The sequence below is a fragment of the Acidimicrobiales bacterium genome (assembly GCA_040219085.1).
Lineage (GTDB): Bacteria > Actinomycetota > Acidimicrobiia > Acidimicrobiales > JAVJTC01 > JAVJTC01.
In genome coordinates this window covers 53625-75518 of record JAVJTC010000008.1, presented here as the reverse complement: position 1 = coordinate 75518, position 21894 = coordinate 53625, and the positions used below count along the sequence as shown (strand labels likewise).

Genomic DNA, 21894 nt, shown 5'->3' with positions numbered 1-21894 from the left:
CGACGGCACCGACCACGGCTCGCACCGCGAGCAGGCCTCAATGATCCGCCGCTACATCATCTGGCGGAACCGCAACGCTCAGGACCGAGCACTACGAGAACTCGTCAACCGCGCAAACGTTGCCTGACACGGCACTAGCCCGCCGCGCTCCAGCCGATAGGCACGAACCAACAGCTTCGACCGGTGGAGCAACAGAACACAGATCGATCACGGCCATACGCTGTCTCGGGTGTCGACGATCGAGCACGATTTCTACGGTTCACTCGCCCCGTGGTGGCCGCTGATCTCTCCGGTCGGGGACTACGCCGACGAGGCCGCCTACCTGGCCCAGTTGCTGCACGACGGCCCCGAGCCGACCCACTCCGTGCTCGAGCTGGGCAGCGGCGGCGGGCACCTCGCCCACCACCTCACCGGCGACTTCGCACTCACGCTCACCGACCTGTCAGCTGACATGCTCGCCGTCTCGCGTGCCCTCAACCCCGACTGCGTCCATCACCGGGGCGACATGCGGACCCTCCGGCTCGCGGAGCGCTTCGATGCCGTGCTCGTTCACGACGCGATCGACTACATGACCACCGAAGCCGACCTCGCCGCGGCCTTCGCCACCGCCCACGACCATCTGCACCCCGGCGGGCGGCTGCTGGTGATCCCCGATCACACAGCCGAGACCTTCGAACCCGGCACCGACGTGAGCGGGACCGACGGTCCCGACGGGCGCGGCGCCCGCCTGTTCGAATGGACCTGGGACCCCGACCCCGCCGACACGTGGGCACAGACCGAGTACGTGTTCGTGCTGCGCGACGCCGACGGTGCCGTCACCACCGCGAGCGAGTCCCACCGCCACGGCCTGTTCCCCGAAGCCACGTGGATCCGGCTCCTGAGCGACGCCGGCTACACGCCGACCAGCTTCGTCGAGGAGACCGACGAGGATCGTCCGCTACGAACCCTCTTCGTCGCCCACCGCTGACCCCCACCCCGCCAACAGGTACTGTCGCCAGCCACCAACCAGATGGGAAGTTCGTGGGCCGAAAGTACGAGAGCACGCAGCAGTTCGACGCCTCACCTGACTCTGTCTGGGAAGCGCTGGGGCCGGTGGTCGACGCCGCGGGGTTCCGGGTGACCGACAGCGACGACGACGCACGGACGCTGCACGGTCGCAAGCGCAAGGGCGATATCGCAACCGGCAACGTCATAGTGCCCGGCGGTCGTATCGGAAGAACCGCCCCGGCCCGCAAGACGTTCGGCGAGAAGCTCGCCGTGTCGGTCGGCGCGGGCTCGAACGGGCGTACCTCGGTGAACGTCGAGAGTCGCCTCGTTTTCGGGCTGATCGACTGGGGCGAGAACAAGAAGAATGTCGACCGCGTATTCGGGCTGCTCGGGACCCGGCTCACCGCTGAGAGCTAGGCGCCGACCGTGCCCAGCCGGCTCGGTCCTAGGACGCCACCGCCTCCACCGGTGTCCCGGCCGCACTGGTGCCATCGAGCGTCACGGTCAAGATCTCGGCGCCCGTCTCCGTCACGACGACCGTGTGCTCGAACTGGGCCGACGGCATGGCGTCGTCGGTGTGTTCGGTCCATCCGTCAGCGGCCTGGGTGAACGCTCTTCCACCCGACAACAACATGGGTTCCACGGTGAAGCTCATGCCGACCCGGAACAAGTCATCGTCTCCGTTCTCCACGTGGTGGTGGATGTGGGGTGCGGCGTGGAACACCCGACCGATGCCGTGGCCGCCGTACTCCCGAACCACGTCGAAGCCGCGGGACCGGGCGAAAGGCTCGATCGCCTCGCCGATGCGGCGCAGCGGTTCCCCGGGCGCAACCACGGCGATCCCCCGCAGGGTCGCTTCGCGTGTTGCGTCGACGAGCGCCCGGGTCGGCTCGTCGATCGTGCCGACGGTGAAGGTGGCCGACGTGTCGCCGTGCATTCCATCGATGAAGGCCGTGACGTCCACGTTGACGATGTCGCCCTCCTGAAGTGGGCGGTCGTCGGGGATCCCATGACAGATCACGCCGTTCACCGAGGTACAGATCGACTTCGTGAAGCCCTGATAGTGCAGGTCGCTGGGATAGGCGCCCCGCTCGAGATAGGCCTCATGGGCGAGGGCGTCGATCTCGTCGGTGCTGACGCCGGGAGCGACGGCTGCGCCGGCGACGACGAGTACCTCCGCTGCCACCCGGCAGGCGGTGCGGAGCCGAGCCAGGGACTCGTCGTCGTGCATCTGGTAGGTCCTCGGGCCGTCCACGGTCGTCGCCGTCACGTACTCGGGCCGGGCGATGCGGAGCGGCACCGGGCGCGGTAGTGACACGCTGCCGATCTGGACGTGATCCCGCTGCAGCAGTTGTCGATTCCCATGGCACCGCTTGAACTTGAGGGCGCTGCCGCACCAGCACGGACTGTTCGACCGGATCCGTTCCATCGGCCGAGTCTACGGGTTGAGACAGACATGTCTACGCCCTTCAACAGGTAGCCTGCAGAGATGGCTCCGATGGTCAACACCGAGGATCTGACCGATGCCCGTGGGATCGCGGAGATCCTGGGGCTCTCGCACTCGAACAGCGTCAGCCTGTACCAGCGTCGGTACCCGGACATGCCCCGCCCGGTGGTCAGCCTCGGCAGGGGGCGCCCCAGCCTGTGGCTCCGCCCCGCCATCGAGGCCTGGCACAAGACCCGCCGCAGGTAGGGCCCGGGGCGGCGATCCGGCCGCCGGCGCGCAGGTTCAGAGGGTCAGAACTTCGAGCTCAACAGGAACTCGTGGGTCCGGGCACGCTGAGCCGTATCGCCAGGGTCGATGTCCACGACGGCGAGGTCGGTGACACCGCTCGCCGCCAATGCGGCCAACTGCTCGCCCACCTCGGACTCACTGCCCACTATTGCGAGATCTCCCGCACCCCGCACACCCTCGCGATCGAGCATCGTCCGATACGACGGCATCTCGGCATAGAAGCCGATCTCGTTCTCGGTTGCCTGACGAGCCGCATCGGGCTTGTCCGTGACGGCGACGGGCAGACCTGCGATGACCAGGATGACCCTTCAGCGACCCGGTGATGATTCGTCCCGCTGCGTCCCTCCTTACGATTGAAGCCCATGGCCGGTGTCGCGCGTTCTGGATTCTCACGGTGGCCGACTGCTGTCGAAGTCGTACTCGCGGGCTGTCTGGCGGCGATCTCGGTCGCGGTCGCGTTGGAAGGTCAACACACCACCTTGACATGTCTAATGGTATTAGTTACTATCCTAATACCATTAGTCACTGCAGGGGAATCACCGTGCATCACGAACTACGCACCGAAATCGAGATCGCGGCGCCCATCGAGGTCGTCTGGGAGACGCTGACCGATCTGGCCAGCTACCCGGACTGGAACCCGTTCATCGTCTCGGCCGAGGGCCGGGCCGAGGTGGGCGAGAAGCTCACGAACAGGATGCGGCCTCCGGGCGGCAGGGGCATGACGTTCAAACCGGTGGTCACAGTGGTCGAGGCCCCCGTGGCGTTCGAATGGCTCGGACGACTGGGACCGCCCGGGATCTTCGATGGTCGGCACCGCTTCGACCTCGCCCCGACCCGGAAGGGCGGCACCCTGGTGACCCAGAGCGAGCAGTTCGACGGGATCCTGGTCCGCCTCATGCGCACCTCGCTCGACACCCAGACGGTCGCCGGGTTCGAAGCCATGAACGCAGCGCTGAAGGCTCGCGTCGAGACGATCGTCGGATCTCGGTCGTGACGCCGCCGACGGAGGTTCCAGCCTGATGGGACGCAAGCTCGGGCTGACGCTGGACCAGGTCGTCGAAGCTGCCGCCGAGATCGCTGATCGCGACGGCCTCGACGCGCTCAGCCTCGCATCGGTCGCATCGACGCTCGGGATCCGGTCCCCTTCGCTCTACAACCACGTCGACGGCCTCGCCGGGATCCGTCGCCAACTGAGCATCCATGCCAGCAACCTGCTCTCCGCAGAACTCGCCGACAGCGTGGATGGACTCGAGTCGACCGACGCACTCAGGGCGATCGCCGAGCAGCTGAGATCGTTCGCCCATCGTCACCCCGGCCTGTACGACTCGTTCCTGCCCGCACCCACCCCCGAACAGGATCCCGAGGTGGCAGCCGCCCTCGCCCAACCGATCCGAATCGTCGGACCCGTGCTCGCCGAGATGGGAGTCGACCCCGCTGGCGCGATCCCGTTCATTCGGGCGCTGCGGGCCGCAGTGCACGGCTTCGTCCACCTCGAACTTCGCGGAGGCTTCGGCCTCCCCGACGACATCGACGACTCGTTCGCCACGACCATCGACCTCGTGATCGATGCAATCGCCACCCACTCGACCAACCCCAGACCGAGGACGCAGGAATGAAGCTCGACTCAGCCCGCATCGAAGTGGGCACCGGAGCCGGCGATGCCTATCGACGACTCACCCCGGATCGCCAGCGAACGCTCGTGGCACCGGAGGACGACATGTGGGCGACGTTCGCCGACATGGCCGAGCCCTACTCGCTGACCCTCGGCACGCAACTCGTCGGCCGGTTCTCCGTCGACGACGACGCCCAACTCCACGGCTTTCACCTCAGCGACGATCTCGAAGACGCCGCGGCCGACGTGTTCGACCGCATCGTCAGCGAGCTGAACATCACGGCTGCGGTGGCATCCACGGTCGACCCGAGGTTCCTTGCGCTCAGCCTCACCCGAGGTGGCGCTCCTCGCCCGGTCGCGTTGATGTACGACCTCGCCACAGATCCGGAAAGCGACGAGACCGTCGCGGTCCGCCTCGCGACCAGCGCCGACCACGCCGCTGCGGTCGACTTCTACCAGGCGGAGACCGGATCGCCCGAGGCGTTCCTGACGTCGTTCCTGGCTGAACGCATCGATCTGCAGGAACTCCACCTCGTCGAAGCCGACGGTCGGATCACCGCAACGGGAGAGTGCCGGGCCGACCACCGGTCGCCCGGTAACGCCCACCTCGGCCTCGTCGTCTCTTCCGAGCTCCGCGGTCGAGGAATCGGCAGTCGCCTCATGCACTCACTGGCCGAGATCTGCACCGGCCACGACATGACGCCACGGTGTTCGACCGAACCCACCAACGTCGCCGCCCAGTCGGTCATTCGACGCGCCGGATTCCGCAACCGCCACCAGATCTTCCGGATCGCAGCCCAGTGACGACCTCCGTGGATCCCAACCACCTGCTCCTCGCTCCGGCAGCAGGTGACACCGCTCGTCCGGTCGCGTCGACAGTCGACCACTTGGCACGACCCGACGCTACACGCGACGTCACGCTCCGGCGGCGCTCCGGTCGACGAGTGCGCGGACCCGGTCCCGGCGCTCGGGAGGGAGGTCCATGTCCTCGAGTCGTTCGAGGAGCGTGTCGACCCTGACCAGGGTCCGGTCGAGCAGCGCCGAGCAGAAGTCGATGTCCTTCTCGCGCAACGCCGCCGCCTTCGACAGCCAGAGGTCGTGCACCTCGAGACACCATGCGACGACGCCGTTCGTCGCGGGGGACTCGTAGCGCACCAGCCGGTCGCGCCAGCCGACCGGGAGTACGGCTGTGCTCTCCGAGACGCCCTGTGCGTAGTAGCCGAAGCTCTCGTGGAACATCGACGCCTCGCCGATCGAACCGTCGATCAGGTCCGCCCTGGTGTGGTCGGCGTCCCGGAATGGGACCACGTCGACCTCGACGGATCGTTCCGCCTCCGGCGGCAGTGGATGCGGCACAGATGCATGGAGTGCCTGACTCCCGATCACGAGGATCTCCTCGTCGCCGAGTACGGCTGCGGCGGCCCTCACCGTGTGGTCGAACGCGTCGCGGTTCACGCTGCGTCCCTGGCCGATCGCAGCACCGCCGCCCGCTCTCGGGCACTCAGCAGTCCGGCGAACGGGCTGACGTGGCGGAGTTCCCGTGCGTGTTCCCCCGGGTCGAGCATTCTCGCCACGATTTCACGGACGGGCCGGTCGAGGATCCGATCCCACTCGTCGAGCAGGCGTGCCGCATGCGGGTTGACGTCACGCATCCGGGCGATGTTGCGTCGGCAGCGCCTGATGACCGCGTCAGGGTCGGCACTCAGCTTCGCGGCGATAGCGAAGTGCAGCGCGTGGCTCTGTAGCTCCTCGCGAGTCATCGGCGTTCCGACCGCGGGGTAGCACGCCAGTCCCGCCGCCTCGGCGACCGCTTCGACCGTTCGCCATGTCGGGCTCTTCGTTCCGGCCTCGTAGGCGGCGATCGTCGGCTGCGACGTCCCGGCGGCAGCGGCAAGCCGCGCCTGGGTCCACCTCGACACGGACCGGATGGCAACAATCGGATTCACATCGTCACTATATCTGTTCGGATATGTATGGCCAGACGCGAGGCCGCACGCGTCAGGCGGTGATGGGCGACCTGCGTAGCGGCTGCCAGGACCGGTAGGTGACGCATCGCCACGCCCACTCGAGCGGCCCGTAACGGAAGCGTTCGAGCCACCAGGTCGACCACCACAGTGCCAGCGCCCAGACACCGAGGATCCACAGCGCGATGAGGGTGCGGGTGAGATCGACGCCGTCGAGCAGCCAACCCAGAGTCAAGAGACCGAGCACGGTCTGGGTGAGGTAGTTGGTGAGCGCCATCCGGCCGGTGTTGCGGAAGCATTCGAGGTGGCGACTGCCGCTGCGGTTCCACACGATGATCGCCGCCATGTAGCCCAGTGCCATCGGGATAGTGCCGATCCCGGTGGGGATGGTGCCGGTGATGGCATGGTCGGCGGACCAGTCGGTGCCGATGTGCCACGCCGAGCCGGCGACGGTGACGGCAGCGCCGACACCGAGACCCCACCGGGCGAGACGCCGGTAGTAGGCGTCGTCGCGTTCGCCTTGGACTATGCCGAGGCGATACAGCGCCACCCCGATGAGCATGAGGCCGAGGGCCCGGCCCACCGCGTTGAGGAGAAACCAGGCTTCAGCGGTGGACGGCATCGTGTCGGCGCCGGCGAACCACAGTTTGCCGAGCTCCGCGGGATCACCGCCGGTCGCAGACTGGAAGAAGGGGGCGGTTGCGGTCCCTACCAACGCGAGTGCGACACCCGCTGCGGCAAGCAGGCGGGAAGGTAGGCGACGCACCAGCAGCACGACCGGTGCGCACAACGCATAGAGCGCAAGGACGTCGCCGAACCACAGCGCTGTGTGAGCCATGCCGATGGCGAACAGCAGCGCGAACCGCCACAGGCTGAGCCAGCCGACCCTGCGACCCTTCGCCTTGGCACGCTCGGCGAAGATGACGACACCGACCCCGAACAACAACGAGAAAAGCGCCATCATCTTCTGGTCGATGAAGACCATCGTGAGCACGCCGATGACCCAGTCGAGCGGCTGGCCGATCCCGTCAGCGGAGACGTTGAAGTACGCGGCCCCGTCGAGGCCGAAGGCCAACGCATTCATGGGCAGGATCCCCAGGATGGCCACGCCCCGGATCGTGTCGAGCGACGTGATGCGTTCCCCTGCCGCCACCGGTCCCGATGCCGGCCGGGTCGCAGATGTCTCCTTCACCGGTCGCGCCTGCGGTGGTGGGATACGACCGTGGGGCTTCGCCGGCGGTGCAGGCATGTCATGTACATCGTCGTCAGCGCGCGGCGGTACCGGAAGCCGCTCGGCGTCTGTTCCGCGTGAACAGCGGCGGCAGACCGGCGAAGGTGCCACCGAGGACACCCATCATCCACCACATGCCGGTGCCGGCGCCGATGGCCGCGCCCACGGCGACACCGATGAGCCCCGAAACCAGCGGGGCGTACTGCGTTCGTTGCGATCGTTCAGCCATCGTGTTGTTCCCTCCGATTCCTCTGTGCGGCGACATCGGTCGCCCGGTGAGTACGAGTCTGAACGGCCGGCACCATGCCGTCGTCAGCCTGGCAGATACGTCCGGTCATCTTCTGGGCCAGATGGAATCGGTCCACAGGTTGACGCCACCGGACCCAACGTCTGGGAGAATCCGACCATGGCCTCCGACAGCGAGCCCGATGGCGCGGTCACCAACGATCCGTCGCGTCGCCATGCCCGCTGGCTCGTCATGGCCGGGTTCGCGACCTGGTCGGCGGGCCTCGGCCTGTGGGAGACGTCATGGGTCGGAGGCCTGGCCGCGACCCTCGTCGGCGGGGCGGCTTTGACCATCGGGCTGGGCTCGGCGGCAGGCGGATCGCTCGACTCGAGTCCACGGATGTGGGGGGTATCGGTACCGGTCGCGATCTCGCTGGTCCTGATCAGCCAGGGTGTGAGTCGACCCGAGTTCGGCGCCCGGGTCACACTCGTCGGGCTCGGCATGCTCGGGGTGATGCTCGTCGTGTTGCACGTCCTCGACGAACGGGTGACGATCGAACGCCGGCTCGCGCAGCGCACGCTCACCGACGAGCGACGCCGACTCGCCGGCGAGGTCCACGACGTAGTGGGCCACACGCTGTCGGCGTCGATGCTGCACACCACGGCCGCACGGTTGGCGCTCAGGTCCGATCCCGACGCGGCCCGCGCATCCCTGGAGCGGGCCGAACAGCACGGGCGCCGATCGATGGACGACATCCGCAGCGTCGTCCGACTGCTACGAGACGACTCCGCGAGCGGCTCCCCGACACCGCTTACAGGTGACGTGCCCGAACTCGTGGAGGGATTCCGCTCCGCCGGCGCGGACATCGCCTACTCCCCTAGCCGCGGTCTCGACTCGCTGCCGGCGGCGACGATGCTCACGGTCTACCGGGTAGTGCAGGAGGGGCTGACCAACGCCGTCCGGCACGGAACCGGCACCATCGACGTCGCCGTCGAGGTACGCCCCGCCCACAGTCGCGTGGAGATCGAGATCAGCAACGCCGTCGTCGACCGCTCTCCTTCCGCACGGTCGGGAAGCGGTCTCGCGGGCATGCGCGAGAGGGTGGGCGCCATCGGCGGAACCCTCGAGACGGGCTCGACACCGGGAGGAGGCCGCTGGGTCCTGCGAGCCGCGATCCCGACATGATCCGGGTTCTGCTCGTCGACGACCAGGAGGTGATCCGCGAGGGCATGCGGAGCCTGATCGACACCGATCCCGGACTCACCGTCGTGGGCGAGTGCGTCGACGGCGACGAGGTGGCCGATCAACTCGAGCGGAGCAGGCCCGACGTCGTTCTAATGGACATCCGCATGAAACGCGTCGACGGCGCAACCGCCACACGCACTGTCCGCGCGATGGGCGGTCCGCCGGTGCTGGTGCTGACGACCTTCGACGACGACCGCACCCTGGCCGCCGCCCTTCGAGCCGGCGCCGCAGGCTTCATTCTGAAGACCGCTCCCGGCGAGGACATATTGCGTGCCGTCGCCACGGTCGCCGCCGGCGACGCCTGGCTCGACCCGCACGTCGCCGGACGTGTCCTCGACGCGTACCGGGACCACACACCATCGGAGCCCGTCGACCTCTCGATGCTGACCGAGCGGGAGCTCGACGTCCTCCGGGTCATCGGGCGCGGCCTCAACAACCGGGAGGCGGCAGCCGAGCTCTGCGTCAGCGAGGCCACCGTGAAGACCCATCTCGGCAGGGTTCTCACCAAGCTCGATCTACGCGACCGCAGTGCCGCGATCGTCTTCGCCCACGACAACAAGGTCCTGGCCGACACCAACTGACAACCGATGTCGCCGCCCTCGCCGGTGGGTCGAGCCAGACGAACCACACCTCAGCATGGGGTGGTGGGCTGGGGATGCCCGTCATGGCCCTTCGTGGGAAGCCCTGCGGTGTCCACGTCGGGGAGCCAACCTCTGGCCTCCTCGACGATCCCGTGATGGCATCCGTTCCTCGCTTCGCATTTACACAAGCTTCTTCTCAGCAAGCCTCTTGACAACAAGTATATAGTTGTCGATACTCCAAGTATCACGGCTCCAAGATACTTGTGAGCGTGATACCCGACACGACTCCCACTCGGAGGAAACGATGCACCCCTATCCCAATCATCCCGGCAAGGTCCTGGTCATGGCGGCCAGCACGCGCACGGGTTCGATCAACCAGGCACTGGCCCACCACATCGCCGACCGGCTTCAAGAAACCGAGCCGGTCGAGATCATCGATCTTCGGGACTTCACCCTCCCCCTCTACGACGGCGACCTCGAAGCACGCGCAGGCGTGCCCGCTGCAGCTGCTGCGCTGGCAGGCGAGATGGCCTCGGCGGAGGTCTTGGTTCTCGTGTCCCCCGAGTACAACGGCACGTTCACGCCGCTGTTGAAGAACACCGTCGACTGGGTGACCAGGGTCGACACCGCAGCCTTCGCACACCTCCGAGTGCTCGTCGCATCGGCCAGCCCCGGACGCGGCGGCGGCGCCAACGGTGTCGCCATGGTTCGCACCTGGCTCACGAACATGGGCATCGAGATCGCCGAACGCACGCTCTCGGTCGGCAACGCATCCGTTGGAGCGGACGGCGACCTCTTGGGCCTCGACGATGACGAGCTGGCTCGATTCGTGCGGCAGACCTCGCTCGAGCGGTGTGCCGCCTGAGCCGGTCTCGTCGTGCTGCACCAGAGCCTCACACCAGCCCAGCTGCGCGGCAGTCCCCAGCCCTCGTCCTGACCGCGATCTGGATCGGCCAACGACCCGCCCCCAGCCGATCTGACAGCCCCCCGACACAGCGAACCACAAAGGAGTACGTGCGATGACCACCCAACCCCACCCACACCACGCTCACGAGCGCTACACGACACCCGGCTCGCGGTTCGCTACCGCACGAACGGCAGGCGTGCTCTACGTGATCATCATCGCCTGCGGCCTTTTCGCCGAACTCGGCGTCCGCTCACAGCTCATCGAATCGGGTAATCCGAGCGCCACTGCTCAGAACATCATCGACTCACCCATGCTGTTCCGAGCCGGACTCGCCGCCGACCTCGTCATGTTCATCGCCGATGTCGCCATCGCCGTCGTTCTCTACCAACTGCTCCGACCGCTCAGTCGGACACTGGCACTGCTCGCCGCAGCGTTCCGCATCACCCAGACCGCGGTCATCGGGCTGAACCTGCTCAACATGTTGCAAGCGGTGCGGATCATCGACGACGCCGCCTACCTCGGTACGTTCGGTGCCGACCAGACCGACACGCTGGCGCTGCTGTACCTCGACGCCCACAAGTACGGGTACATCCTCGGCCTGGCGTTCTTCGGAGTCAGCACCCTCATCGTCGGCTACCTGGCACTGTCATCGAGGCAGATGCCCCGCCCGCTCGGCGTGCTGCTCGGACTCGCCGGCGCCGGCTACCTGATCGACACCTTCAGCTTCTTCGTCATCCCCGGCTACGACGGCTCGGTGTCGCCGATCGTTCTGGCCCCGGCCCTCGTCGCCGAGCTCTGGTTCGCCCTGTGGCTCCTCACCAAGGGCCGCCGGCTCGACCACCTGACCGAGCGCGACGTCTCCCCGTTCGTCGCCGCCCGCAGTGGCGCCGACCGCATGGTCGGAGCCACGTCATGATCGCGCCCAGCGCGGGCACGCTGCGCCGCAGTGAACCAACACACCGGCCTGCTGCAGTCCCGTTCGCTCGGCCAGGAAGTGCGACGAGCGAGATGAAGATCACCGTCTTCGGAGCCACCGGACAGGTCGGTCGCCGCCTAGTCGACGAAGCGATCGCACGGGGCCATGGCGTCACCGCCGTCACCCGCAGCGGTGCGACCCTCGACAGTCCCGACTCGGTCACCTGGACCGCCGGCGACGCCCGCGAACCCCGAGACGTCGCGCGCCTATCCCGCGACCAGGAGGTCGTGATCAGCGCCACATCAGGGCCCCGGACCGGCGGCTACGAGCTCGCCATCACCGCCGAAGCACTGCTCGAAGGAGTCGCTGAGACCGGCGCCCGACTCATCGTCGTCGGCGGCGCCGGGCCCCTTGTCGTGCCGAACACTGCGGGAAGGGTCGTGGTCGACGACCCCCGCTTCGTCCCGGCGACGATCCGCGGCGTGGCGCGGGCCTGCGTCGAACAACTCGACGTGCTGCGCCGGAACTCGACGGTCGACTGGACCTACTTCAGCCCATCGGCCGAAATGATTCCGGGCCGCCGCACCGGGCAGTTCCGGACCGGCACGAACGAACTGATCATCGACAGTGTCGGCGTGTCGAGGATCTCTCTCGAGGACGTTGCCGTGGCACTACTCGACGAGGCCGAGCAAGCCGAGCACAGTAGAACCGCCTTCACGGCCGGCTATTGACACGAGATGGAGAACCCCAGGCCAGAGTCTCGACCGGGCCCAGACCGACTTGGTCAACCCATAGCTTTTCCGGGGTGACGGCGGAGTTGGTGAGCACGCCTCGTTCGTAGGCCCCTGCAACGGGGGCACAATCGCAGGAACGACGAAGGCCCGGAAACCGTTGGATTTCCGGGCCTTTCGCGTTGGTGGCGGGGGCCCGAGCCGCGCGTTGGCTGCAACGCTGAGACTCGGGCGATGAGCGTGGCGCAGTTCAGTATGACGAAGTATGATCATCTCATGACCGTCGAACGACTCACCGTCTCGATCGAATCGGAGCTCGCCGTCGCCGTCCGTGAAGCCGCCGAGGCCGACGAGCAGAACGTGTCCGCCTGGCTCGCCGACGCAGCACGCCGCCGACTCGCAACGCGCGGCCTCCGCGATGTCGTCGCCGCGTGGGAACGCGAGCACGGTGCCTTCAGCGACGAAGAGCTCGCAGCCGCCCGCTCCCTCGTCGACGGATGACCGCACTGGTACTCGACACCGGCGCGCTGATCGCGCTGGACCGCAACGACCGCACGGTCTGGGCGATGCTCCGCAACGCCGCCGACGACGCCGCGCAGGTGTCGGTGCCCGCTGGCGTCGTCGCCCAGGCATGGCGCGATGGGAGCCGCCAAGCGCTCCTCGCACGGGCGCTGACCCACTGCGACGAGGTCCCGCTCGAAGGATCGCTGGCACGCGCGACCGGGCTGTTGTGCGGACGTGCCGGCATCGCGGACATCGTCGATGCTTCCGTTGCGCTGGTCGCCGCTGCACGATCGCAAGCCGGCCCGACCGCCCTCGTCACCTCCGACCCCGCCGACCTCCGACACCTGCTCCAGACGCTCAACGTGTCGGTCCGCCTCACCACCATCTGACGCAGCATTCATTCCCCGCCGCGATCTTCCCCCGTTGACGGCATCGACCGGAACGACGACGAAGGCCCGGAAACCTGTGGGTTTCCGGGCCTTCGAGTTGGTGGCGGGGGCAGGATTCGAACCTGCGACCTTCGGGTTATGAGTTCGAAGCGTCAGTCCGCCCCCGTGCTCGCTCGACCGTGAACATGCTGGTCAGAGCGTCAGCCCACAACCCCCTATCCCGCCCGACGTCGTCAGGGTCCGCTCCACTCGATCCTGTTCGTTTGACACAGGTTTGACACGGGTAGACCGCTCGCTGTGGTTGGCCGACGGACCGCGAGCTCTGTGTGAGAAGTTGAACGCAGTGGCTCAACAAGACTCATCGCTGGGGATAGACGATGGCCGCGGCGACCACGACACGTGCGTCCCAGCGGCGACGCGGCCATACGAGACGACTCACGCAGCAAGTGCCTGCAGACGTTCAAGGGCCGGGTACCATGGCTGGGCACTCGCCTCCGGCGGATCGAACTCGAGCTCTTCGTCAACTCGCGGGTCGTACCAGAGGCCTACACCCAGGTCGTAGTCCGCGAAGGCAACCGCTCCCGTCTCTGAGTGACTCACGCGGAGGTACCGCTTTCCGGGGAGCAAGCGGGCAACTCCGGAGAGGAGCCGTAGCGCCGTTGACGAGTCCAGTTCGGCGAGCGGATCAGAGATTTCAAACACCCTGACGTTCTCGTCTCCAAGGTCCCCGCGGTGGACTTTCCGTCTCGTCTGACTGACGGCGCTCAGGCGGCAGCCCACGATCTCGGCTATCGCGGCGAGGATCTCGTGGTTGGGCGTGTACTCCGCAAGACCGGCCAGGTCGGCAACGAAATCGGTGAGAGGCAAGGGGTCAGCGCCAGTTCCGCTGACTGCGGCCGCATCCTGAACCGATTCCGCCCCAACGCCACCGAGGTCGTGAGTGAGGATCACGCGCCATGTGTCGCGCATCAGCACAACGTCCGCTTCCTCCATCTCCCACGCAATGTCATACGCCTGGTGGACGGACGCGAGCAGCACGGCCTCGGCGCAGTGAGCATCGAGGATCTCGATCGCTGCGAGCTGCTCGGGTTCACTCATCGTCGCCAAGTAGCCCGGTCCGTCGGCGTCACCCCAGAAGAACTTCCAGAGCTGGACCTGGGCATCGACGACGAAAGGTCGGTCGATGAGATCGAGCTGGGCAAGCTTCCAGCACAGGTGGTTGAACACGACGTAGCTCGGCACGATCACGCTTGGTCCAACAAGCCGGGTGAACTCGGTATCGGTTAGACCGGTCACGAAGCGGTTGACGAAGCTCCGAAACTGTCGGCGTGCTCGAGTCCGTGAGCTCATCTGGCGACGTTCCGCTTCGGCCTGCTCGGCTTCCGCGGTCTCTTCATCTTCCGCCTCGATGGTCTTGGCGAGATCGTCCAGGGAGTCCCCGGCCGCGTCGGTCTTGATCTCTCGGACACCTTCTTCGCCGCGGCACCGGCGGACTTCGGAACGGAAGCGATCGGCGATCGAGCCGAGGAGGATCCCGAGCCCGCTCGGATCAGTGTGTGCGCGTTCGTCCCACGCTCGATACTGCGCCAGCTTCGGGTGGGATCGGATCGCGTCCCAATCGAGGTCGTCGTAGCGAAGCGCGACTGACTCCTCGTCGTCGAGGGGTTCGGGCACCTTCCGCTTGAGCATCCGCCAAAGGCTGTGGCCGTCGACGATGAGCACTTCGTCGAGTTGGGTGAGGAGTTGCTCTAGCTCTTCGTCGTCGAGGTCGAAGTCACCGGCCTGCTTCAGCAGATCGGTTCGTCCCTGCCCGGATGACAGGGCGATCAACGCGTTGAGGTGGTAGGGGTACGCGGGGACGGTTCGTCGATCGGAGTCGAAGACGAAGGTGACTGCTGCGACGCTGCTGAGTTGGGCGGCGGCGGACTCGCCGAGAACTGCGGAGAACGGTGTCCTGCCGTCTCGTGGAGCATCGAGGCGCCACTCGACGTCCTCGACTTCTGACTCACCGACGATGAGGCCGGGAGGGGTGACAACTTCACCTTGGAAGATGCCGGTGAGCCGAGGCGGCACCCACGAGAGTTCTCGGGCGAAGAGCGCGTAGTCGTCTTCGTCGGGTTCATCGTCGTCTTGAGCGAGCGACAAGCCGAGCGACGAGACGTCCACGGGATCGGTGCTGACAACGAGGTCGGAGACCAGGTGGTCGAACGCACCCGAGGTTCCCTCGAACAGGTTCGCGGCCTCGATGTTGCCGGTTTGGCCATCCCGGAGGAGTGCGGGTGTCGACACGTTCGGGGAGCCCTGCAGGCAAACGTCTGACGAGTTCAAGCGTGCGACGATGAACTTGGCGTGGAGGAACGTGCCTCTCTCGTGCGCCTGAACGGCTCGGACCTCGACCTGACCTGGGGCTGTGGCCAGGATCTCGGACAATCGCTGCGGATCGACAGATGTGATCCGCTCTTGCAGGAGGACTCGCAACGACTGGGGCTGCGTACGACCGAGGAGTTCTGAGAGCGCCGAACATCGATGGTCGTAGAAGGGGGCGTGAACGACGAGTTCCCGTACCGGGCGGCCGTCGATGACTTCGACGAACTGGTCGAGCAGCGGCAGGTCCAGGTTGTGGCGCAGCGTGGACGTTGCCTCATCGACCGTGCCGAAGATCCATGGTGCGTCCTGCCAGGCCTGCTGAAGCCGGGGTCTCACGATCTCGTCGACGAGTCCGAGAGCGGTCACGTGTTCCAGGAAGTCCTTGGCCGCAACGAACGCATGGAGGTGAGTGGGGTCCGACTCGGACCAGCTGTAGGTGGCGAAGCACTCCCCTTGTGAGGCATACCCGCCCATACCGAGGTTTCCAGACCCCACCGCAAGCACTCCTCGGTCCTCGGCGAGGAGGAGGATCAGCTTGGCGTGAGCGGCGCCGCCGGCCAACCGCATCGGTGCGAGTACGTACGCACGGTTGATGTGACGGAGCGGGGTAGCGCTTTCGGCGAGGAACTTGCGCAGCAGTTGCCGACCGTCGGCGAAGATCAGGCGGTTCTTTGCCCGATCGATCTGGCGCCACAGGTCTCGCTCGTAGAAGGCAAGGTCAGCGCCGTAGGTCGTGATGATGACGCTGTCCCACGCCTCGTCAAACAGCGTTGGGACGCGGAGTCGGGGTGCCGTCACGCGCCCTCCGTAACGTCGCTCGTGTTGAACGCTCCAGACCGCGGCAGATCCCCGTCGGCCCGCAAGCGCTCGCCCTCCTCGGTCAGGCCGTGGTTCTCGACGTAGAGATAGCCGCTCCAGCCGAGCTCGTAGACGAAAGTGGCGACCGCGTTGAAGCGGGAGTCGTTCATGCCCACTTGGGCATCTTTGGGGAAGAAGCGCAGTCGCCCGGCCTCTCGTCGGAACCGGAACGTGTCGCCCGTGGTTGGGAGTTTGGCGGTGGCGACACGTTCGTGCTGGGCGATCACGTAGTCGAGTGTCAGCCAGCGGGCGACATCCCCGATGGTCTCGTTGTCATCGACGCGGGTCCGGAGGGCGTCGATGAATCGTTGCAGGCCGAGTCGATCTCGCCCTCCCTCGACCACCGGAAACCAATCAGCCGGTTCGACGACGGCGAGCTCGGGCGGCCAGAGGCGAGCGGCAACAAACGTTGCCAGTGTGAGCGCGGCGGCGAGCGCGTCAGGACCCTGTTCGGTGGTCTGGCGCCCGTAGCCGAGCCATTCGATGATCCGGTCCTCGGTGAGGTCACAGTCGAGGTCCCAACGATCATCGAGCTGACCAGTGACGCCACCAACCGTCCTGACCCACTCGAGCAGATCGCGGTAGGGCGTGTCAGCAGCCAGTCCGCCAGGTGGCAGGTCGACACCGACGGCTTTGGCGAAGGCTTCGAGGTCAATCGTGTCGATCGAAGCGATCAGGTCAGCCGTGGGAACCGGGTAGACGTCGCCATCGCGAGCAAGTCCCCAGTAGGACAGTCGTCGCCACATCTCGTTGATCGCTGCGTTGAAGTACTCGCGCGCCTGATAGAGGCGCCACTTGCGCGCAGTGCGGACGAGCGGTGCTGGCGGGACGAAACTGGGGCCGGAGGCGTTCTCGTCAGCGGCGTGGTCGGCGCCGAAGTAGACGAGGCGTCGGAACGACGATGCATCCACCGCGCTGGACTCAGTCTGGGCGGCCACCTCACAGAACATGCGCAGCGTCTGGCGACGCGCGTCAGCCTCGATCGGGTTGCCGTGGTGAAGGAAGGCATCGACGAGAAGCGGACGATCGAGCGCTGAGTCGTCGCGGAGGCGGCAGAAGCAGGCCAACTGTCCGTACTCGGCTGCGACCTCGTACGGAACCTCTTCGTCGTGCCGGTCGATCCAGTTGCGGTAGTAGTCGGTGTCGGCGATTACAGCCCGGAAGGCATCGGCGACGACCTGACCCTCAGGTGTGACTGCGTCGACGGGTAGCCCGAGTCGCGGGTCGGCGAGGCCCACCAAGCCAACGGTCTGCATGACGGTCGCGTAGTAGAGCCCGTAGCCGCCCATGGCGGACTCCATGTAGTCGAAGTGCGGGTCGAACCCAGCCGGCTCGTCGGCGACCACCCCTGCGATGCGTCGCGTGCCGATCGGCGTGCCGTAGTGGTCAGGGCTGTCGCAGAGCGAGCAGGCGACCGAATAGATGCACTCGAGCGGCCGATACCAGGATCGAAGCGCGGCCTTCGTCCTCGGCAGATCGTCGCGGCTCCAGAACTCGCTCAACACGAAGGCGTAGAAGGACCAGTAGCGGGGATGGATAGTCAACACGTTGATGCCCGGCGACAGTCTTGGAAGGATCCGGTCGGTGACGACGGAGCCGAGCCCGAGGTGATCCTGGCCGCCGCCGGGCTTGTACATCTTTTCCGTCCAGTACGGGACGCCGTCGACGAGCAGTTCAGGTGTCGACACAAGCGTCCTCAGTAGTACTCGCAGATGTAGCCGTAGGCCCTCTCGAAGAGGTCGGTGTCCTGGTGGAGCTTGTACTTGAACAGGGTCTTGCGGAGCGCCTTCTTGACTTCGCGTTCGCCGGCGTGAGTTGCCTGCCAACCGTCGAATCGGACGACCTTGACGATCTCATCGATGTCGTTCACGACCCGCTCGACAATGATGTGCGTGTCCTCGGTCCGGGCCTCCTTGAACAGTTCGGTGAGCGCCTGCTTGCCGCGCTCCTCCTCCTCGATCGGCGGCACCGACCGCTCGGTCTCGACGACATCTCGGGCAAGGTCGAGCAACGCCTTGAGGAACTCGACGCTCACGAGGAGCCCCTGCTCGTGACGGGCTCGCAAGTCCTCAAGTCGTTCGGCGAAGGCCTTGAACCGCGGGTCGTGGAGATGATTTCGCAGTCGCTTGGCGACCTTGATCTCGACCTCCTTCGCCTTCTTGTTCGGATCCGGTGTCCCGAGGATCGCCTCGAGCAGGTCGGCATCGACGACGAGCGTCTCCAAGTCGTCTCGAACGGCATCGACGTGAACGTTCTCGTGGATCAGTTCCGTGGTCTTGGCGCCGAGGCGATGCCAGAGCAGCTGCCCAGTCACCGAAACCGGCTTCACGGACTCGTAGACCTGGACGATCCAGCGGTAGTCGTCCTCGTAACCCGACAGGATCGCGTCAGGAGAGATTGCCTCCCAGAGCCTCATCAAGTAGCTGACGTCGGCCGCGTAGGCGTCCCGGGTCTCGTTGTCGGGCAGATGCTCTTGCGCTGCCATCAACCCCTCGTAGCCACCCACGGTTCGGTCGACGCCAGGGAAGTAGGCGAGACAGGCATCGACCGCGGGCGGCAGCTTCGCTTTCAGTTCGGCGATGTTGGTGATAACCCGGGTTATGCCTTCCTCATCGAACTCGAGCGCTTGCGCCACATCATCGAAGATGCCGAGGTAGTCGACGATAAGGCCGTGGCTCTTCTCCTGGCCGTACGGCCGATTGGTACGACAGATGGCCTGGAGCAGGTTGTGGTCGCGCAGCGGCCGGTCGAGGTACATCGTCTGCAGTATTGGTGCGTCGAACCCGGTGAGAAGCTTGGAAGTGACGATCAGGATCTTCAGCGGGTCACCCGGATCACGGAAGCGATCGAGCAGCTTCTCTTCGGCGTCCCGATCGCGCCGGTAGGGCGCGTACTCGTCTTCTCCGCTGTTCACCGACATCACGATGTCGGACACCTCAGTCGGCAGGTACTGATCGAGTGCCTCCTTGTAGAGCACGCAGCTCTCTCGGTCGAAGGTGACCACCTGAGCGCCGAAACCGTTTGGCGCGACCTTCTCCTGGAAGTGCTGGGCGATGTCGGCACAGACCGCACGAATCCGTTCGGGAGCCTTGACGAGGACGGCCATCTTCGCGGCCTGTTTGCCGAGCTGGTCCCGCTCCTCGTCGGTGAGGTCGACGGTGAGCTTCCCCCACTCCTCTTCGACGGCATCGTGGTCGATGTGGAGGTCGAGCAGGCGCGGTTCGAAGTGGAGTTCCTTGGTGGCACCGTCCCGGATCGAGTCCTCGAAGCCGTAGCGGCTCATGTAGCCGTTGAGATCCTCTTCAGCGCCGAAGGCGTAGAAGGTGTTTCGATCGGCACGGTTGATCGGCGTGCCGGTCAGCCCGAACAGGAACGCGTTCGGGAGCGCATCGCGCATCTTGCGGCCGAGGTCGCCCTCCTGTGTCCGGTGGGCCTCGTCGACGAGGACGATGATGTTGTCGCGGCCGTTCAGAACGCCTTCGGCCTCGCCGAACTTGTGAATCGTCGTGATGATGATCTTGCGAACGTCACGATCGAGTAGGCCTTCGAGGTCCTTTCGGTTCTCGGCCTTGACCAGGTTCTGGGCGTCGTTGGCGTAGAAGGTGCTGCTGATCTGGCTGTCGAGGTCGATCCTGTCGACGACGATCATGACTGTTGGATTGCGGAGTGCGGGATGGAGCCGGAGCTTCCGTGCTGCGAACAGCATGAGGAGCGACTTGCCAGAGCCCTGGAAGTGCCAGATCAAACCCTTCTTCGGGGCACCATCTACGACCCGCTGAACGAGCTTGTTGGCCCCTTCGTACTGCTGGTAGCGGGCGATGATCTTGATCCGCTGCGTGCCCTTGTGAGTTGCGAACGACGTGAAGTTGGCGAGGAGATCGAGCAACACCTTCGGTCGCAGCATCGAGTTGACAGCCGTCTCGATCTCAACCAGCGCAGGAAGTGAATCGTCCTCCTCGAGCCGCCACGGTCCCCAGAACTCCACCGGCATCCGAACGGCGCCGTAGCGGAGCTCTTTGCCCTCGGTGGCGATCGAGCAGAGGTTTGGCACGAATAGCTCGGGAACGTTGCGCTCGTAGTCGTCGTGGACCTGCAACGCCCCGTCGAGCCAGCTCTGACTCGCACGCACGGGCGTCTTGGCTTCGATGACGACCAGTGGGATCCCGTTTGTCAGAAGCACGAGGTCGGCCCGCTTCTCGGCCTTGCCGGCGCGGAACGTGTACTGCTGCGTGACCACGTACTGGTTCTGCTCGAGATCCTCGAAGTCGATCAGCTTGATCGTGACGTGCTCGCCGTTGCTTCCGAAAGGCCGCGACTTCTCCCCCAGGAGCCACGAGGCAAACTCCTCGTTCGCCTGCACCAGGCCGTCGTCCCGAACGCCCATGGTGATCGCCCGCAGCTCGTAGATGATCTCGTCTGCCCGATCGGGATCGGCCGAAATCGACGGATTGAGTCGGATCAGTGCGTCGCGGACCTGGTCCTCGGCGAGCACCTCGTGGGTCTGCCGGTGCAGGTTCTGTGGCGAGAGGAAGTGCCAACCGAGGCCGGAGACCTGGCCGTTCCGCCGCGCGAACCCAGGCCCGGCTGCGGTGTAGTGAGTGACGCCGCCGCAGAGTTGGTCTCGGACGAAGGCTTCGACGGTGTTGGCCTCGTTGAAAGTCATTGTTCCTCGCCTTCGAGTGCCTTGGTGAGGAGAGCCGTTCGGACGGAACGCGCTTGGTGAACCCGGGCCTGCAGAGAAGTGGAGGTCTCGTGAGCCCGATCGAAGGCATCAACGACCTCGGTCGCCGTCGATCGGTCACCTGGATACGGAATCATCAACGCAAGAATCTTCTTCTGCGAGATGTTCTTCATAGCGCTCCCCGTCCCCGTAGCGCGCGACACAATCTGGTGACGCACATCGGTGGATTGCAGTACGTGCCAGAGCAATCGCGAATCCACGTCGGGACGCGGCACGAGCCGCAGCGTCTTGTCACTGAGCATCAGGTTCTGATAGTCACGATCAACCAAGCAGGACTCACCGACAAGCTCGGACGTATTGGCTCGCGACATGAGGAGATCGCCGGCAGTGAGTGCTACCGAGTCGTCAAATCGATCTGGCTCAGAGAGGACCTTGGCTTCTTCAGACCTAAAGCCATCTGGGTCTATCGCGCTCACCTTCAACACTGCGGGTTGACCGCCCGCCCATGCTTCGTCAATGCCGACGAGACTCTTACCGGCAGTGATCCCCGTGAGAAGCTCTCCAAGTGGCACTGGCGCCGAGCCGAACCGCTCGGCGTGCTGCTCGATGAGGCTGCGCCACAGGCCCCGCCCCCGGCGTTTCAGCGTCGTCAAGCGGTCGACACACCCGTCCGCCGCCTCAAGAGCTGTCACGACACGGCGCTGTTCATCGACCGACGGTAGATGGAACTCGAACCAGGCCAAGTCCGAGAAGTTGACGTAGGGATTGACGGAACCCTTGGACTCGCGGACTGAGTGCTCTGTGAACCGCTCACTCTGCAGAACCAACGGTAGGTACCCAGGCAGCAGGACCATCGGGTCAACTGTCTCAAGAACGAAGGTCGTGTTCGAGGTTACGCCTTCGAAGTCAGCAACCGCGACCTTCCGCAGATAGGTCCGACGAGACCCATAGAGGACCTGC

Annotated in this window: 23 protein-coding genes and 1 tRNA gene; 13 read left to right on the top strand and 11 right to left on the bottom strand. The window is 65.7% G+C overall.

The features are described 5' to 3' along the window. Positions 1–229 precede the first annotated feature (229 nt). A complete protein-coding gene (locus RIE08_03715; GenBank protein ID MEQ8716693.1) occupies positions 230–967 on the top strand; it encodes a class I SAM-dependent methyltransferase in 738 nt (245 codons plus the stop codon). A 53-nt stretch (positions 968–1020) separates the two neighbouring features. Beyond that, positions 1021–1404: a hypothetical protein gene (locus RIE08_03710; GenBank protein ID MEQ8716692.1), complete on the top strand. Its 384-nt coding sequence runs from the start codon at positions 1021–1023 to the stop codon at positions 1402–1404. A 28-nt stretch (positions 1405–1432) separates the two neighbouring features. Here the strand turns inward: RIE08_03710 and map are convergent, their stop codons facing one another. After that, positions 1433–2416: a type I methionyl aminopeptidase gene (map, locus tag RIE08_03705; GenBank protein ID MEQ8716691.1), complete on the bottom strand. Its 984-nt coding sequence runs from the start codon at positions 2414–2416 to the stop codon at positions 1433–1435. 60 nt (positions 2417–2476) lie between these two features. On the opposite strand from map, the gene RIE08_03700 reads away from it, so the two are divergent. Continuing rightward, positions 2477–2680 (top strand): hypothetical protein, encoded by a 204-nt coding sequence (locus RIE08_03700; GenBank protein ID MEQ8716690.1) that lies wholly within the window; start codon positions 2477–2479, stop codon positions 2678–2680. 44 nt (positions 2681–2724) lie between these two features. Here the strand turns inward: RIE08_03700 and RIE08_03695 are convergent, their stop codons facing one another. Beyond that, positions 2725–2913, bottom strand: coding sequence for a hypothetical protein (locus RIE08_03695; GenBank protein MEQ8716689.1), 189 nt, complete (start codon positions 2911–2913; stop codon positions 2725–2727). A gap of 350 nt (positions 2914–3263) precedes the next feature. On the opposite strand from RIE08_03695, the gene RIE08_03690 reads away from it, so the two are divergent. The 3 genes from RIE08_03690 to RIE08_03680 are packed head-to-tail and all read left to right on the top strand — an operon-like array spanning position 3264 to position 5138. After that, a complete protein-coding gene (locus tag RIE08_03690; GenBank protein MEQ8716688.1) occupies positions 3264–3716 on the top strand; it encodes an SRPBCC domain-containing protein in 453 nt (150 codons plus the stop codon). Between the two features lie 25 nt (positions 3717–3741). Beyond that, entirely contained in the window at positions 3742–4338 is a 597-nt protein-coding gene (locus RIE08_03685) for a TetR-like C-terminal domain-containing protein (GenBank protein MEQ8716687.1), read from the top strand. Beyond that, complete coding sequence (locus tag RIE08_03680) at positions 4335–5138, top strand: GNAT family N-acetyltransferase (protein ID MEQ8716686.1); 804 nt, start codon at positions 4335–4337, stop codon at positions 5136–5138. The genes RIE08_03685 and RIE08_03680 overlap by 4 nt, the downstream gene beginning before the upstream one ends. Before the next feature lie 111 nt (positions 5139–5249). Here the strand turns inward: RIE08_03680 and RIE08_03675 are convergent, their stop codons facing one another. From RIE08_03675 to RIE08_03660, 4 genes are all read right to left on the bottom strand, one after another. Further along, positions 5250–5789, bottom strand: a complete 540-nt coding sequence (locus RIE08_03675) for a DUF6036 family nucleotidyltransferase (GenBank protein MEQ8716685.1) — start codon at positions 5787–5789, stop codon at positions 5250–5252. Further along, positions 5786–6280 (bottom strand): helix-turn-helix transcriptional regulator, encoded by a 495-nt coding sequence (locus RIE08_03670; GenBank protein MEQ8716684.1) that lies wholly within the window; start codon positions 6278–6280, stop codon positions 5786–5788. Before RIE08_03670 ends, RIE08_03675 begins: the two co-directional genes overlap by 4 nt. 52 nt (positions 6281–6332) lie before the next feature. Further along, positions 6333–7490, bottom strand: a complete 1158-nt coding sequence (locus RIE08_03665; protein ID MEQ8716683.1) for a DUF418 domain-containing protein — start codon at positions 7488–7490, stop codon at positions 6333–6335. 73 nt (positions 7491–7563) lie between these two features. Next, a complete protein-coding gene (locus RIE08_03660; protein MEQ8716682.1) occupies positions 7564–7758 on the bottom strand; it encodes a hypothetical protein in 195 nt (64 codons plus the stop codon). A gap of 177 nt (positions 7759–7935) precedes the next feature. Between RIE08_03660 and RIE08_03655 the strand changes: the two genes are divergently transcribed. The 7 genes from RIE08_03655 (at position 7936) to RIE08_03625 (ending at position 13028) form a co-directional block, all read left to right on the top strand. After that, positions 7936–8940, top strand: coding sequence for a histidine kinase (locus tag RIE08_03655; protein MEQ8716681.1), 1005 nt, complete (start codon positions 7936–7938; stop codon positions 8938–8940). Beyond that, positions 8937–9581 carry a response regulator transcription factor gene (locus RIE08_03650; GenBank protein ID MEQ8716680.1) on the top strand — a complete coding sequence of 215 codons (645 nt, stop codon included), beginning with the start codon at positions 8937–8939 and terminating at the stop codon, positions 9579–9581. Before RIE08_03655 ends, RIE08_03650 begins: the two co-directional genes overlap by 4 nt. A gap of 304 nt (positions 9582–9885) precedes the next feature. After that, on the top strand, positions 9886–10446 hold the full coding sequence (locus tag RIE08_03645; GenBank protein ID MEQ8716679.1) for an NAD(P)H-dependent oxidoreductase: 561 nt from the start codon (positions 9886–9888) through the stop codon (positions 10444–10446). Between the two features lie 154 nt (positions 10447–10600). Then, positions 10601–11404 (top strand): DUF4386 domain-containing protein, encoded by an 804-nt coding sequence (locus RIE08_03640; protein ID MEQ8716678.1) that lies wholly within the window; start codon positions 10601–10603, stop codon positions 11402–11404. Positions 11405–11496: 92 nt separating this feature from the next. Beyond that, positions 11497–12135 carry an NAD(P)H-binding protein gene (locus RIE08_03635; protein ID MEQ8716677.1) on the top strand — a complete coding sequence of 213 codons (639 nt, stop codon included), beginning with the start codon at positions 11497–11499 and terminating at the stop codon, positions 12133–12135. Positions 12136–12411: 276 nt separating this feature from the next. Then, a complete protein-coding gene (locus RIE08_03630) occupies positions 12412–12636 on the top strand; it encodes a hypothetical protein (protein MEQ8716676.1) in 225 nt (74 codons plus the stop codon). Then, positions 12633–13028, top strand: coding sequence for a hypothetical protein (locus RIE08_03625; protein ID MEQ8716675.1), 396 nt, complete (start codon positions 12633–12635; stop codon positions 13026–13028). The genes RIE08_03630 and RIE08_03625 overlap by 4 nt, the downstream gene beginning before the upstream one ends. 101 nt (positions 13029–13129) lie before the next feature. Here the strand turns inward: RIE08_03625 and RIE08_03620 are convergent. The 5 genes from RIE08_03620 to RIE08_03600 all read right to left on the bottom strand — a co-directional run bounded on the left by RIE08_03620 (position 13130) and on the right by RIE08_03600 (position 21788). Further along, a tRNA-Met gene (locus RIE08_03620) sits at positions 13130–13193 on the bottom strand. Between the two features lie 270 nt (positions 13194–13463). After that, complete coding sequence (locus RIE08_03615) at positions 13464–16193, bottom strand: hypothetical protein (protein ID MEQ8716674.1); 2730 nt, start codon at positions 16191–16193, stop codon at positions 13464–13466. Further along, positions 16190–17941, bottom strand: a complete 1752-nt coding sequence (locus RIE08_03610) for a hypothetical protein (GenBank protein MEQ8716673.1) — start codon at positions 17939–17941, stop codon at positions 16190–16192. Before RIE08_03610 ends, RIE08_03615 begins: the two co-directional genes overlap by 4 nt. Positions 17942–17949: 8 nt before the next feature. Further along, positions 17950–20916: an HsdR family type I site-specific deoxyribonuclease gene (locus RIE08_03605; protein ID MEQ8716672.1), complete on the bottom strand. Its 2967-nt coding sequence runs from the start codon at positions 20914–20916 to the stop codon at positions 17950–17952. Then, positions 20913–21788, bottom strand: a complete 876-nt coding sequence (locus RIE08_03600; protein ID MEQ8716671.1) for a hypothetical protein — start codon at positions 21786–21788, stop codon at positions 20913–20915. The genes RIE08_03605 and RIE08_03600 overlap by 4 nt, the downstream gene beginning before the upstream one ends. Positions 21789–21894 lie beyond the last annotated feature (106 nt).

What these genes read in the sequence shown, in the direction of transcription:
- map (MEQ8716691.1), bottom strand. Translation starts at nt 2,416, where the DNA reads ATGGAACGGATCCGGTCGAACAGTCCGTGCTGGTGCGGCAGCGCCCTC.
- RIE08_03700 (MEQ8716690.1), top strand. Translation starts at nt 2,477, where the DNA reads ATGGCTCCGATGGTCAACACCGAGGATCTGACCGATGCCCGTGGGATC.
- RIE08_03695 (MEQ8716689.1), bottom strand. Translation starts at nt 2,913, where the DNA reads ATGCTCGATCGCGAGGGTGTGCGGGGTGCGGGAGATCTCGCAATAGTG.
- RIE08_03685 (MEQ8716687.1), top strand. Translation starts at nt 3,742, where the DNA reads ATGGGACGCAAGCTCGGGCTGACGCTGGACCAGGTCGTCGAAGCTGCC.
- RIE08_03680 (MEQ8716686.1), top strand. Translation starts at nt 4,335, where the DNA reads ATGAAGCTCGACTCAGCCCGCATCGAAGTGGGCACCGGAGCCGGCGAT.
- RIE08_03660 (MEQ8716682.1), bottom strand. Translation starts at nt 7,758, where the DNA reads ATGGCTGAACGATCGCAACGAACGCAGTACGCCCCGCTGGTTTCGGGG.
- RIE08_03655 (MEQ8716681.1), top strand. Translation starts at nt 7,936, where the DNA reads ATGGCCTCCGACAGCGAGCCCGATGGCGCGGTCACCAACGATCCGTCG.
- RIE08_03650 (MEQ8716680.1), top strand. Translation starts at nt 8,937, where the DNA reads ATGATCCGGGTTCTGCTCGTCGACGACCAGGAGGTGATCCGCGAGGGC.
- RIE08_03645 (MEQ8716679.1), top strand. Translation starts at nt 9,886, where the DNA reads ATGCACCCCTATCCCAATCATCCCGGCAAGGTCCTGGTCATGGCGGCC.
- RIE08_03640 (MEQ8716678.1), top strand. Translation starts at nt 10,601, where the DNA reads ATGACCACCCAACCCCACCCACACCACGCTCACGAGCGCTACACGACA.
- RIE08_03635 (MEQ8716677.1), top strand. Translation starts at nt 11,497, where the DNA reads ATGAAGATCACCGTCTTCGGAGCCACCGGACAGGTCGGTCGCCGCCTA.
- RIE08_03630 (MEQ8716676.1), top strand. Translation starts at nt 12,412, where the DNA reads ATGACCGTCGAACGACTCACCGTCTCGATCGAATCGGAGCTCGCCGTC.
- RIE08_03625 (MEQ8716675.1), top strand. Translation starts at nt 12,633, where the DNA reads ATGACCGCACTGGTACTCGACACCGGCGCGCTGATCGCGCTGGACCGC.
- RIE08_03605 (MEQ8716672.1), bottom strand. Translation starts at nt 20,916, where the DNA reads ATGACTTTCAACGAGGCCAACACCGTCGAAGCCTTCGTCCGAGACCAA.
- RIE08_03600 (MEQ8716671.1), bottom strand. Translation starts at nt 21,788, where the DNA reads ATGGTCCTGCTGCCTGGGTACCTACCGTTGGTTCTGCAGAGTGAGCGG.